We start from the raw sequence: 12556 nt of genomic DNA on the forward strand, positions 1-12556 counted from the left end.
CTTCAGACACACAAATGTCACAAACGATTTTAATTGGTAGTTTTAATAACTTATAGTATAATGGTAGCGTACAGTGAATCGACGTTTTATACTGTGAAACGACGAGGGGGAACAGAATATGGGAGAAGGATTGAAACAAGACGACAAAGTGTATGACATCACGATTATCGGAGGCGGGCCCATAGGATTGTTTGCCGCTTTTTACGCCGGGATTCGCGACATGTCGACAAAGATTATCGACAGCTTGCCGCAATTGGGCGGTCAGTTGACGGAATTGTATCCTGAAAAGTACATCTACGATGTTGCGGGATTCCCAAAGGTTTACGCGAAGGACCTTGTGAACAACCTGAAAGAACAGATGGCGCCCTACAATCCGACAGTATGTCTGAATGAACGGGTTACTGGTTTGGAAAAACAAGAAGACGGAGTGTTTAAATTGACCTCCAACACGACTGTCCACTACTCCCGGACAGTCCTGATTGCAGGGGGCATCGGAGCGTTCTCCCCCCGCCGGTTGCCGGCAGCCAACTCCGATCAATATGAGGGCAAAGGCATTCATTATTTTATTGACGATCTTTCCAAATTTAAAGGACTCAACTGCCTTGTGGTGGGAGGCGGCGATTCGGCGGTGGATTTTGCCTTGATGCTTGAGACGGTTGCCAAGAAGGTAACGCTGATCCATCGCCGTGACGGTTTCCGCGCCCATGAGGACAGTGTTCGCAAACTGTTTGCATCTTCCGTTGAGGTGAAAGTGTTTACTGAATTGAAATCGGTGGAGGGCAACGGCAAACTTGAGAAGGGCGTATTGATCAACTCCAAAGAGAAAACGGAAGAAGAGATCCCTCTCGACGCAATTATCGGTGCTCTCGGTTTCTCCGCATCGCTTGGACCGATCCTGGATTGGGGCCTTGTAATTGAAGACAACGCAATTGTTGTCAATACGAAGGGTGAAACCAATATACCGGGAGTTTATGCAGCGGGTGACATTGTCACTTATCCGGGCAAGATCAAGTTGATTGCTACCGGATTCGGGGAGGCGCCTACCGCGGTTAACAACGCGAAGCAATATCTGGATCCCGCGTCGAAACTCCATCCGGGTCACAGTTCATCCGGCTTTGGAAAGAAATAAGCGGCCAATTCCATAATCGGCAAAGTCTGCGCCCACTGGGCGTAGACTTTCCGCATTTTCAGGAGGGAAATAGAATGCCAGCTCAGGTAATCAGCGGAAAAGAAGTCGCGGCGCAAATCCGCCGGGAACTTAAATCGGAAGTGGAACAATTGACTGGAAAGGGCATACAGCCGGGATTGGCTGTAATTCTGGTCGGGGATGATCCCGCTTCTCACAGCTACGTGAAAGGAAAAGAGAAAGCTTCTATCGAATTAGGTTTTTATTCCGAGATTCACCGTTTGGAAGCATCTGTCTCCGAAGAGAACGTACTGGCCTTGATCAGCAAACTGAATGGGGACCCAAAGATTCACGGAATTCTTGTCCAACTGCCGCTTCCCGGTCACATTTCCGAAAAAAAGGTTATCCAAGCCATCAATCCGGACAAAGACGTGGACGGGTTTCATCCGGAAAATGTCGGGAACATGTATATAGGGCTGCCTGCTTTTCTGCCCTGTACCCCGCATGGCGTTATCCAGATGCTGAAGCGTTCCGACGTGGACATTAAAGGGAAGCATGCAGTGGTTCTTGGACGGTCCAATATTGTGGGCAAACCGATGGCTCAACTGCTGTTGGCCGAAGACGCGACTGTCACCATCTGTCACTCGCGCACAATCGATTTGCCGGCAATCACCAGGCAAGCTGACATACTGATTGCAGCAGTGGGGAAAGCGGGAATGGTGACCGCCGACATGGTTAAGCCCGGTGCTGTCGTGATTGATGTGGGCGTGAACAGAGTTGAAGGCAAGCTGGTTGGAGACTGCCAATTTGATGAAGTCAGCCGGGTGGCAAGCCTAATCACTCCCGTACCCGGCGGAGTCGGTCCCATGACCATTACGATGCTGATGTACAATACGGTGGAATCGGCAAAACGAAGCTTGAATTGAGGGATTCAGTGACTGCCATGGAGAACGGAAAAGAACAGATCCTGTCTGTTTCCGATTTGACCGTATTGATCAAACGGTTATTTGAGCAAAACCCCTATTTGTCCGATTGCTGGGTGCGGGGAGAAATCTCCAACTTCACCCGTCACAGCAGTGGCCATATGTATTTCACCCTGAAAGACTCCGGCAGCCGGATCAAATCGGTGATGTTTGCTTCCAAGAACCGCAACCTCAACTTTCTGCCGAAGGAAGGCATGAAAGTTTTGATTCGGGGATATGTGTCTGTTTACGAACGGGATGGACAATACCAGTTGTACGTGGAAGAAATGCAGCCGGACGGAATCGGTTCGCTGTATCTGGCTTTCCAACAGTTGAAAGAACGTCTTGAAAAAGAGGGGTTGTTCCTGCAGGAACACAAAAAACAGATCCCAAGGTTTCCAAAGGTGATCGGCGTGGTGACTTCCCCCACAGGGGCAGCCGTAAGGGACATCATCACAACCATTCGCCGGCGCTACCCCGTCGCCCACGTTTTATTGCATCCGGTTCTGGTGCAGGGCACGGAAGCCCCCCAATCCATAGCAGCTGCAATCCAGCAACTGAATACACAGCCAGAACTTGCGATTGACGTCCTGATTTTGGGGCGGGGGGGCGGTTCTCTGGAAGAGCTATGGGCCTTCAATGAAGAGGTGGTGGCCCGTGCCATTTTTGCTTCTCAGATTCCGGTGATTTCCGCTGTTGGTCACGAAACGGACTTCACCATAGCCGATTTTGTTGCGGATGTAAGGGCGGCAACCCCCACCGCAGCGGCTGAACTGGCGGTTCCCCACCTGATGGAGTTATTCCGCCATTTGGATTCGGAACAGCAGCGAATGGCAACGGCACTTGCGGGCAGGATGCGTGAAATGAAGAGGCGGTTTGAAACCTTGGAGCAGTCGCCTGTTTTTACCCGTCCGACAGACCGGATTCACCAGCTCCGCCAGCGAATTGACCATACGGAAAATGAACTGGAACTGGTACTGACGAAACTGGCGGGTACAAGAAACAAACAGGTCAACGATCTGATGCAGCGGCTTGCCCGCAGATCCCCTGTTGAACGGGTCATGCGGACGGAGCAGCAATTCGGCTTTCTCTTGCAGAAGCTGTCTGCGGCCATGACCAATCGAATGACAGCAGCCGGAACCCGGCTTGACAGGATGATTGACAAACTGGATGCTTACAGCCCCCTGCAAGTCATGAAGCGCGGTTATTCCCTAACCTATCGGGTGGACAAAGACAAACAGCTGATCCGAAGCATTCGGGAAGTACAGCTGGGGGACAAACTGAATGTGCGGCTGCAGGATGGATGGTTGGATTGCCAGGTATGGGGTATGGAGGAGGAACACAATCGTGACGAATAAGAAGAAGGCCGAACCGGAAAAAGTGGAAAAGCAAATGGCAGAACTGTCCTTTGAAGAGGCTCTGGCAGGATTGGAACGAATCGTGCGGGAACTGGAATCGGGAGACATCCCACTGGAACAGGCCATTGCCAACTTTCAAGAGGGAATGAAACTCGCCAAAATTTGCCGTGAGAAACTGGATCAGGCAGAGCAAAAAATCGAAATGCTGGTGGCGGATGCATCGGGACTCAGCAAAAAGCCATTTATACCGGAGGAGTAGCACATGTCGTTTCAACTGGAGTCTTATCTGAGAAATCGAACGGCTCAGGTGGCGGATGCGCTGAATCGGCTGGTTCCGGCCGCTGCGCACCCGCCAGTACCGATCTGCGAAGCGATGCGTTACAGTCTGTTTGCGGGTGGCAAGAGAATCCGTCCGATCTTGACTTTGGCAACGGTCGAAACTTTGGACGGCGATTGGACAAGTGCACTTCCCATCGCATGCGCCATAGAAATGATACATACCTATTCCTTAATTCATGACGATTTGCCTGCCATGGACAATGACGATTTCAGGCGGGGCAAACCAACCAACCATAAGGTATATGGAGACGCCATGGCGATCCTTGCGGGTGATGCGCTGCTTACCCATGCGTTTCAGGTTCTGTCCGAAACGGATATGCCGGGTCGGGAAAAAGACTTGTTGGCAATCATAAGGGAAATTGCAATGGCCAGCGGCGTCAGCGGCATGATTGGAGGCCAGGTGGCGGATATTCAGGCGGAAGGAAAGCCGACAGATGAAGAGACCTTGCTGTTTATCCACAGGCACAAAACAGGTGATCTGTTGACTGCCTCGGTCAGGGTGGGAGCGATTTTTGCCGGTGCATCGGAACGGGAACTGCTGTTGCTGACGAAGTATGCGGAGAGCCTGGGACTTGCCTTTCAGATCAAGGACGACATTCTTGATGTTACAGGCGATCAGGAAAAAACGGGAAAGACCGTAGGTGCGGATGCAGCCTTGGGGAAGATGACTTTTCCCGCTGTCTATGGATTGGAAGAGTCCAAGAAGCAACTGGCCGGGTTGACAGATGACGCCCTTGATGCGTTGACGCAGCTTAACAGGGAAACCATTATTTTGCGCAGTATTGCAGATTACCTTTTAAACCGGGAATCTTAAGACTCACGAACCCAAAATCAATCAAAAGTGACTAAATAGATTAAAAAAAATCCATTATGCCGGTTTAAGAGTTCGCCGATTCCGCCTCTTGACCCTGCGCTGTTCCTGGTCGGCGGCACGCAGGTTGGTTGCGGTTCGATCGCTATGATATAATGATGTCAAAAGCTTAGGGTGGCGCAGTATTCTAGTCGATCCCCCTCTCCTGAAGGCGGGCCTAAAAATCCGTCAAAGGGCACATCGATGAAGTTCCTGGTGTTGGCTTGAGGCGCCCAGCCTTGGGTTGATACTGGGAGTTAAGGTTGTAGGGCGATCCGCAATGGCATGCGGGCGTAGACCCTACTTCCGCGGAGGCCCATGATTTGTGGTTTGACGTCCTCGTGCGGATGGCTACAACATGGGGTATGAACCTGCATGGCGAGTGAGATGCGAATAAAGAACGACACCGACACTTGTGTGCAGCGTAGCCTGCCTTGAGTGATCTGGAGGGATTGCAGGGTTCAGGAGAATGGTTTCGGCCAAAACGATTCTCCGGTGCTGCATGAAATCCATGTTGCAAAAGAGGCTAGGGAGATGTGAGGGGTTGCCGAGGAAAACTCCTAGACTGTCGCGAATTGCGTGGCTTCTCGGGGATTATAGTGTGGACTAAGTGGTAATCGAGTCCGGTGCATGGCAACATCACCGAGACGGACATAAAGGGAAACCGCCGTCATGGCGACGTGACGGTGTCTGTCTGGGAAAACCTACTCGACCTAAGCCACAGAGTTTACTCGAGAAGTTGCCACCCTCTACATACTATTTTAACCGAACGGAGTGTTCCTATATTCATGAACAGTGCGTGGCGTGACACGCTAAGGTGGGCGGCGTTCATCTTCGTCGTCACTATTTTTTTATCCGGAGCTTTTAACACATCCACCATCGTTCTGGATCGTGCTCCATGGTGGCTGGGTGTTTTAACAGTTATGGGAATCGTCCTTGTTGGGATTATTTTTGATATAATGGGACTGGCAGCGGCAGCGGCGAGGGAGACTCCCTATCATGCAATGGCTGCCGAGCGCATTCACGGTGCGAAACAGGCAATTGCCATTGTCCGTAATGCGGAGAAATTTTCAAACTTCTGCAATGACGTAATTGGCGATATTGCAGGAGTCCTAAGCGGTGCGGCGACGGCTGTAGTCGTTGCCGGGATTGTCCAATCCGGAGGAATCGGGGGTTTTGGCAGCGAAGTGGTGGCTATTTTGGCAACAGCCCTGGTTGCCGCTTTTACTGTCAGCGGAAAGGCTCTAGGTAAAGCTTATGCCATCCGCAATGCGAACTTGATAATACTTAGGGTCGGCAAATTTTTTTACTGGTTGGACCATACTTTTCATATCCGGTTGTTCACTGGAAATGATAAGAAAAAATCGCGAAAGCGAGGCGGTAAGCGTGTGGCTGGACAACGTAAATAGCCCCGCTGATATTAAGGGATTAAGCCACAAACAGCTTGATGAATTGGCGGTAGAGATTCGACAGTTTCTGATTGAAAGCCTGTCTGTTACAGGGGGGCATTTCGGCGCCAATCTTGGTGTCGTCGAGTTAACCCTTGCTCTGCATAAAGTATTTGACAGTCCAAAGGACAAACTGATTTGGGACGTGGGACATCAAGCTTATGTCCACAAGATTCTTACCGGACGCAAGGCAATGTTTCCTACATTGCGCAAGTTTAAAGGACTGTCGGGGTTTCCCAAACGTTCGGAAAGCGAACATGACATGTTTGATGTGGGGCACTCCTCCACGTCGATTTCCGCTGCCATCGGGTATGCCATCGCCCGTGATCTGAAAAAAGAAAAGCATCACGTAGTGGCTATCATCGGGGACGGGGCCATGACGGGCGGCATGGCATTCGAGGCGATGAATCATGTCGGTCATATGGGAACTGACCTGATTGTCGTATTGAATGACAATGAAATGTCCATTGATCCCAATGTTGGCGCCATGTCGAATTATTTGTCAAAGATTCGGACCGATTCCCATTACCAGAATGCGAAAGCGGAAATTCAGCATGTGCTGTCCAAGATTCCCTCGCTTGGAAGTAAAGTGGCCAAAGGGCTGGAACGTCTGAAAGATTCCTTTAAATATCTGGTTGTGCCGGGAATGTTATTCGAAGAATTCGGGTTTACTTATATGGGGCCGATTGACGGCCATAACATAGCCCTGCTGTTGGAGGCTCTGGAACAAGCCAAGAATACCAAAGGCCCCGTGCTGGTTCACGTGGTGACGAAGAAAGGCAAGGGGTATGCGGCGGCGGAAGCCTCCTATGACAGTGGACATTACCTAAATCCCGTCAAGATTGAGACCGGGGATTCCATCAAGGCGATTCCGTCTCCTCCGTCCTACAGTTCTGTATTCGGTAGCACGCTGATCAAACTGGCGGAGGCGGATGACAGGATTATCGCCATCACACCGGCAATGCCATCAGGTTCCGGCCTGCTTAAATACGCTGAGAAGTTCCCCAACCGTTTCTTTGATGTGGGAATTGCGGAGCAGCATTCGGCCACCTACGCAGCCGGGTTGGCCTGCGCAGGAATGAAACCGGTGCTTGCCATTTATTCAACATTCCTGCAGCGGGCATATGATCAGGTTATTCATGATATCTGCATTCAAAACTTGCCTGTTACGATTGCAATTGACCGTGCAGGTCTGGTTGGGGCCGACGGAGAGACCCACCAGGGAGCATTTGACATTTCTTTCCTCAGAGCGATCCCGAACATTACAATCATGATGCCGAAAGACGAAAACGAAATGCAGCATATGCTGTACACAGCAGTCCAACAAAACGGACCGGTGGCAGTCAGGTATCCCAGAGGGGAAGCTCGGGGCGTTCCGATGGATGCAGAGTTTCGGGAGATTCCTGTTGGCAAAGCCGAAATTCTGCGGGAGGGGACATCACAGATTGCCATTTTGGCCCTGGGACCCATGGTCGACCTGGCTGAAAAAGCGGCGTCTGCCCTGGAGAAAGACGGCATTTTTCCGATGGTGGTCAACATGCGATTCGTCAAACCGTTGGATAACGAGTTGTTGATGGATCTTGCCATGCGGGGTTACCGGATAATTACCGTAGAAGAGGCTGCGGTTGCCGGCGGTATGGGATCTGCCATTATGGAATTCTATGCTTCCAACATGATTTCCGCTGTTGAACTGTTCCCAATAGGCTTGCCGGACCGGTTTATCGAACACGGCAGTCCCAAACAACTGCTGGAATCTGTCGGCATTACCGCAGACCGGATTGTGGAGCATGCCAAGCGTTTGGCACCGAAAAAAAGGCAAAGAGCATAAACCGCGATAGATTAGACAAGCCTTAGTGGCAGAGCTTGCACCCAGCCAAGTTGCGGGATGCAAGCTTTTTCCACATTTATTGTAAACATGACGTGTTTTAAGGAGTCAGTATGAGCCAAAAAGAACGATTGGACATTTTACTTGCAGACAAGGGTCTTTTTCCATCCCGAGAAAAGGCCAAAGCTGCCATTATGGCGGGATTGGTGCTGGTGGATGGAGAAAGGGTGGACAAAGCGGGAACAAAAGTCAAAGTGGATTCGCGGATTGAAATCAAAGGGGACCTCCATCCCTACGTATCCCGCGGAGGTTTAAAACTGGAGAAAGCGTTGCATACCTTTAACGTAAACTTGGATGGCAAAGTTGTGATTGACATTGGTGCCTCCACGGGCGGTTTTACCGATTGCTCACTTCAGCATGGCGCGCGCTTGGTATATTCAGTTGATGTGGGTTACGGACAATTGGCTTGGGAGTTGCGGCAAGATCCGCGTGTAATTGTGATGGAGCGCACCAATTTCCGTCATCTGAAACCGGAGGATCTGAAAGGAGATCGCCCGGAGATTGCGGTCATGGATGTATCATTCATCTCAATCCGGCTGCTGCTGCCTGTCCTCAAACAAGTGCTTGTTCCGGGCGGCGGCTTGATCTCCTTGATCAAACCGCAGTTTGAAGCTGGACGGGAGAAAGTCGGCAGGAATGGAATTGTCCGGGAACCGCAAATTCACCGGGAAGTTCTGCAAACTGTTTTGCATGCTGCGCTGTCAGAGGGATTCCAGGTCATGGGTCTCACCTATTCCCCCATTACGGGCGGGGATGGCAACATCGAATTTTTAACCTATTTAACCTTGACCGACATGGAAGGGACACCAGAACCCCCATTGGAAGATCTGGTGCGGCATACAGTCCGGGAAGCGCACCAGATGCTGCAAACAGTCACTCGCAGTGACAAATAAAGGAATTCTGCAGCTGTTGCTCGAATAGTTTCATGGGAGCGAATTGAATCTGCAACTTTATCTCGGTTGAAGGGAGCACGGGGGGACCATGAGACGAATTGGTATCGCGGTCAACCAGAACAAGCCCAGCGCGCTGGATGTAACCAAACAGTTAGTCAGTCTCCTGGAAGCAAAAGATGCAAAAGTACTGGTTGACAGCAAAGTGGCGGACCAAATCGGGAGAAGTGATCTTGCTCTTGATGTTGACAAATTCCCTGATCAGGTCGATCTGGTATTTGTCCTGGGGGGAGACGGCACTCTGCTGGGAGTTGCCAGGCAGCTGGCCGTTTATGATTTGCCCATCCTGGGCATTAATTTGGGCCATCTTGGCTTTCTATCGGAAGCGGAGCCGGAGGATTTGCCAAGTGCCGTGGACAGGGTCTTGCGCGGCGATTATCACCTGGAGAAGAGAATGATGATCGACGCTTCCATTATTCGGAATGGACAAACCATACATAGGAACATCGCTTTAAACGACATAGGGATTGCCAAGGGATCTTTCGGACGAATGGTTACTTTGTCCGTTTATGTCGATGACATGTACGTGGACAAATACTCGGGCGACGGTTTGATTATTTCAACTCCCACCGGTTCTACAGCCTATTCCTTGTCATGCGGCGGTCCGATTGTCAGTCCCCACATCAATGTAATGGTGGTAACTCCCATTTGTCCCCATACCCTGACTTCCCGACCGTTTATTGTACAGAAAGACCAGGTGATACGAGTGGAAGTGTCAGCCACCCATAATGACATTGGAATAACGATTGACGGGCAGGTCGGCTACAAAGGGGAGGTCAATGATACGATCATTGTCCGGAAATCTCCTCATTACACCACATTGATTAAATGGCAGGAACGCGGTTTTTTTGACGTTCTTCGTCAGAAACTGCATAACCCAAATTAGGCTGGAGGGTTCGATCGGACATGAAAGGTCAACGTTTGCTGAAGATAAGGGAACTGATAACGTCGAGGGAAATCGAGACACAGGAAGAGCTGGTGGAGAGTCTTCGGGCATTGGGGTTTCAGGTTACCCAAGCCACCGTCTCGCGTGATATCAAAGAACTGCAACTGGTTAAAACCCCTACACCTGACGGACGGTACAAGTATGCGCTTCCGGCAGAACCAAGCTACAATCCTGAATCGAAGCTGCGGCGGTTCCTTAGTGAAAGTTTTGTCTCAATCGATCGGGCGGAAAATCTGATCGTCATGAAAACACTCCCGGGTAATGCAAACGCAATTACCGCCTTAATCGATGCATTAAACTGGGATCAAATTATCGGGACCATTGCAGGTGACGATACAATTCTTATTATCTGCCGCAACCGGGAAGAAACTCCGGCCATTGTCGACCGGTTCCTTGAATTTCTATAAAGTTGCGAACATCCGTTCTGTATGGTAATTTGAATGTGCATACTTATTTAATCAATAGCCGGGTGATCGTATGTTGCTGGAGCTGTATGTCCGTAATTTCGCTCTGATTGAAGAGATCAGCTTGCACTTTGGTGACGGCCTGAATGTGGTAACCGGGGAAACAGGCGCCGGAAAATCCATTTTGATTGATGCTTTGGGACTGGTTCTCGGGGGACGGTCTTCTTCTGAAATGGTCCGCCAGGGAAGCGACAAAGCCATTGTGGAAGCCTTATTTCACGTCACTCCCGGAAGCCGGTTGTCCGATGTCATGCAAGAACTGGGAATTGACTGGGAAGACGATACACTTGTGGTCGTTCGTGAAGTCAGTGCTTCCGGGAAGTCTGTTTGTCGTATTAACGGTCGGATTGTAACAGTTCAAACTTTACGCATGATCGGGTCTTTGCTTGTTGACCTGGCGGGGCAACACGAACACCAGTCGCTGCTCCGGCCGGAAGAACATTTGGAAATGTTGGATTCTTTTGCCGGGGACTCGATTCACATCCTCAGGCAGAGAGTTTCAAACACTTATGAGCAATACCGGGCGGCCAGAAGGGCCCTCGAACAAGCAGCAATGGGCGAACAAGAGAGAGCGCAGAGAATCGACATGCTGCGTTTTCAACTGGAAGAAATCCGATCCTTGGGAATTAAACCTGGGGAAGAAGACCAGTTGGAGGAAGAAAGAAGGAAGTTGGCCCATGCCGAGAAGCTCTCCACTGCAGCCTCCAATGTTTTTGAATGTTTGTACCAGGGGGGTGCCAGACAGGCTTCCATCATTGAAACGCTCCACAAGCTTACCTCCGAGATGACCGGTGTATTGAAATTTGATCCCAATCTGCAGCCGGTTGCGGAATTGATACAATCTTCGGCTTTGCAGCTGGAAGAGGCTGCCCACGAACTTCGCTCTTACCGGGATTCGATCGAATACAATCCGGCGAGGCTCCAAAGCATTGAAGAGCGGCTGGCCGTTCTGGCAAGATTGCGCCGCAAATATGGTCAATCTGTTGCAGAAATACTGGATTACGCCGGGCGGATTGCTTCGGAACTGGATGATCTGGAACATCATGAGGAAAACATCGGGCGTCTCCAACAGAATCTCTTTACGCTTGAACAGCAGTTGGCCAAGGAAGCGACTGAACTTTCGCTCAAGCGCAAGGCCTATGCGGACAAGCTGTCGAAACGGATTGCAGAAGAACTTGCATCGTTGATGATGCCAAAAACCAGGTTTCAAATTGACTTTCAGGCAGACAGCAGCGAGAAAGGGATCCTTGTCAATGATCAGCGTGTCGCTGTCAATGAGAAAGGAATTGACCGGGTGGAATTTCTTTTTTCCCCCAACCCTGGAGAACCGCTTCGGCCACTTGTTAAGATCGCTTCCGGCGGTGAACTCTCAAGAACCTTGCTTGCCATCAAGACGATTCTGTCGGGAGAGGGAGTGGAAACTCTGGTGTTTGATGAGATTGATACAGGGATTTCCGGACGAGCGGCTCAGGCTGTTGCCGAAAAGATGTCAGTTGTAGCCCATTCAAGCCAAGTAATATGTGTGACTCATCTGCCGCAGGTTGCCTGCATGGCGGATCGACATTTTGTAATCAACAAGCAGCAGAAATCGGGACGTTCCTTGACCATCGTCAATCAATTGAACGATTCGGAGCGGGTTGAAGAATTGGCTCGCATGTTGTCCGGTGCAGAGTTAACCGACACTACCCGGAAGCATGCGGAAGAGATGCTTTTGCAGGCCCAGGCGCTAAAGAACAAGTTTTCATAGATCCAATTCATAGAACCGGGTAAGTTGGCAATCAAGCAGGGGAGGATTACCAGCTTTACCCGTTTTTTCTTTGTGGGAAATCTGGAACTGCGGCATAAAAGCCTGTTGGAAAGGCAATTTTATTATCACATACCTGACCTCAGGCATTTGTCCGGTAAGAAGGGAGGCGTGAATAACTTTGACAAAAGCGTTGGCAAAGAGAATACTGGGTCTGATTCTTGCCGCACTTGCGGTTGCGTTGTTCAGTTCCACGCCGATTCACCAATGGGCCACCACGCCTTCGCAAATCCGTATTCTGGAAGGGCACAGCACCTTGTTAAAGTTGGGGCTTCCAGTAAGTGCAACTGTCACCACCACCAATTCCCACGTAGCAACCGTCAAAGGTACCCCTGATTCCCGTTTGGCTTTCAATCTTAAACAGCCAATCCAGATCGAATCGCTGGCGCAAGGTGATACCGATGTGCAGGTCAAATTGTTCGGA

11 protein-coding genes and 1 pseudogene are annotated in these 12556 nt (G+C 50.5%); all 12 read left to right on the forward strand.

Going from position 1 to position 12556, the window contains the following annotated elements:
• The first annotated feature begins 118 nt into the window (after positions 1–118).
• A complete protein-coding gene (locus EFBL_RS13490; protein WP_096182639.1) occupies positions 119–1129 on the forward strand; it encodes an NAD(P)/FAD-dependent oxidoreductase in 1011 nt (336 codons plus the stop codon).
• A gap of 74 nt (positions 1130–1203) precedes the next feature.
• Positions 1204–2052: a bifunctional methylenetetrahydrofolate dehydrogenase/methenyltetrahydrofolate cyclohydrolase FolD gene (folD, locus tag EFBL_RS13495; protein WP_096182640.1), complete on the forward strand. Its 849-nt coding sequence runs from the start codon at positions 1204–1206 to the stop codon at positions 2050–2052.
• A gap of 17 nt (positions 2053–2069) precedes the next feature.
• Positions 2070–3446, forward strand: coding sequence for an exodeoxyribonuclease VII large subunit (xseA, locus tag EFBL_RS13500; RefSeq protein WP_096182662.1), 1377 nt, complete (start codon positions 2070–2072; stop codon positions 3444–3446).
• A gap of 34 nt (positions 3447–3480) precedes the next feature.
• Positions 3481–3705 (forward strand): exodeoxyribonuclease VII small subunit, encoded by a 225-nt coding sequence (gene xseB / locus EFBL_RS13505; protein WP_096182663.1) that lies wholly within the window; start codon positions 3481–3483, stop codon positions 3703–3705.
• Between the two features lie 3 nt (positions 3706–3708).
• Positions 3709–4599: a polyprenyl synthetase family protein gene (locus tag EFBL_RS13510; protein WP_096182641.1), complete on the forward strand. Its 891-nt coding sequence runs from the start codon at positions 3709–3711 to the stop codon at positions 4597–4599.
• Between the two features lie 824 nt (positions 4600–5423).
• Entirely contained in the window at positions 5424–6044 is a 621-nt protein-coding gene (locus EFBL_RS13515; protein WP_096182642.1) for a hypothetical protein, read from the forward strand.
• Positions 6022–7911 carry a 1-deoxy-D-xylulose-5-phosphate synthase gene (gene dxs / locus EFBL_RS13520; protein ID WP_096182643.1) on the forward strand — a complete coding sequence of 630 codons (1890 nt, stop codon included), beginning with the start codon at positions 6022–6024 and terminating at the stop codon, positions 7909–7911. Before EFBL_RS13515 ends, dxs begins: the two co-directional genes overlap by 23 nt.
• Positions 7912–8021: 110 nt before the next feature.
• A complete protein-coding gene (locus tag EFBL_RS13525; protein ID WP_096182644.1) occupies positions 8022–8861 on the forward strand; it encodes a TlyA family RNA methyltransferase in 840 nt (279 codons plus the stop codon).
• Positions 8862–8949: 88 nt separating this feature from the next.
• Positions 8950–9804: an NAD(+)/NADH kinase gene (locus EFBL_RS13530; RefSeq protein WP_096182645.1), complete on the forward strand. Its 855-nt coding sequence runs from the start codon at positions 8950–8952 to the stop codon at positions 9802–9804.
• Positions 9805–9824: 20 nt separating this feature from the next.
• Complete coding sequence (gene ahrC / locus EFBL_RS13535) at positions 9825–10271, forward strand: transcriptional regulator AhrC/ArgR (protein ID WP_096182646.1); 447 nt, start codon at positions 9825–9827, stop codon at positions 10269–10271.
• Between the two features lie 70 nt (positions 10272–10341).
• The gene (gene recN / locus EFBL_RS13540; protein WP_096182647.1) at positions 10342–12075 is read left to right on the forward strand and encodes a DNA repair protein RecN; all 1734 of its coding nucleotides are present in this window, start codon (positions 10342–10344) and stop codon (positions 12073–12075) included.
• A 178-nt stretch (positions 12076–12253) separates the two neighbouring features.
• Positions 12254–12556: pseudogene (locus EFBL_RS21360) on the forward strand (SpoIVB peptidase); the annotation flags it as partial.

The organism is Effusibacillus lacus, from assembly GCF_002335525.1.
In the GTDB taxonomy this organism is placed as follows: Bacteria; Bacillota; Bacilli; order Tumebacillales; family Effusibacillaceae; genus Effusibacillus; species Effusibacillus lacus.

Excerpts from the sequence above, each read along its gene's own strand:
- xseB (WP_096182663.1), top strand. The coding sequence starts at position 3,481 with ATGGCAGAACTGTCCTTTGAAGAGGCTCTGGCAGGATTGGAACGAATC.
- xseA (WP_096182662.1), top strand. The coding sequence starts at position 2,070 with ATGGAGAACGGAAAAGAACAGATCCTGTCTGTTTCCGATTTGACCGTA.
- folD (WP_096182640.1), top strand. The coding sequence starts at position 1,204 with ATGCCAGCTCAGGTAATCAGCGGAAAAGAAGTCGCGGCGCAAATCCGC.
- ahrC (WP_096182646.1), top strand. The coding sequence starts at position 9,825 with ATGAAAGGTCAACGTTTGCTGAAGATAAGGGAACTGATAACGTCGAGG.
- EFBL_RS13525 (WP_096182644.1), top strand. The coding sequence starts at position 8,022 with ATGAGCCAAAAAGAACGATTGGACATTTTACTTGCAGACAAGGGTCTT.
- EFBL_RS13510 (WP_096182641.1), top strand. The coding sequence starts at position 3,709 with ATGTCGTTTCAACTGGAGTCTTATCTGAGAAATCGAACGGCTCAGGTG.
- EFBL_RS13490 (WP_096182639.1), top strand. The coding sequence starts at position 119 with ATGGGAGAAGGATTGAAACAAGACGACAAAGTGTATGACATCACGATT.
- recN (WP_096182647.1), top strand. The coding sequence starts at position 10,342 with ATGTTGCTGGAGCTGTATGTCCGTAATTTCGCTCTGATTGAAGAGATC.
- EFBL_RS13530 (WP_096182645.1), top strand. The coding sequence starts at position 8,950 with ATGAGACGAATTGGTATCGCGGTCAACCAGAACAAGCCCAGCGCGCTG.
- EFBL_RS13515 (WP_096182642.1), top strand. The coding sequence starts at position 5,424 with ATGAACAGTGCGTGGCGTGACACGCTAAGGTGGGCGGCGTTCATCTTC.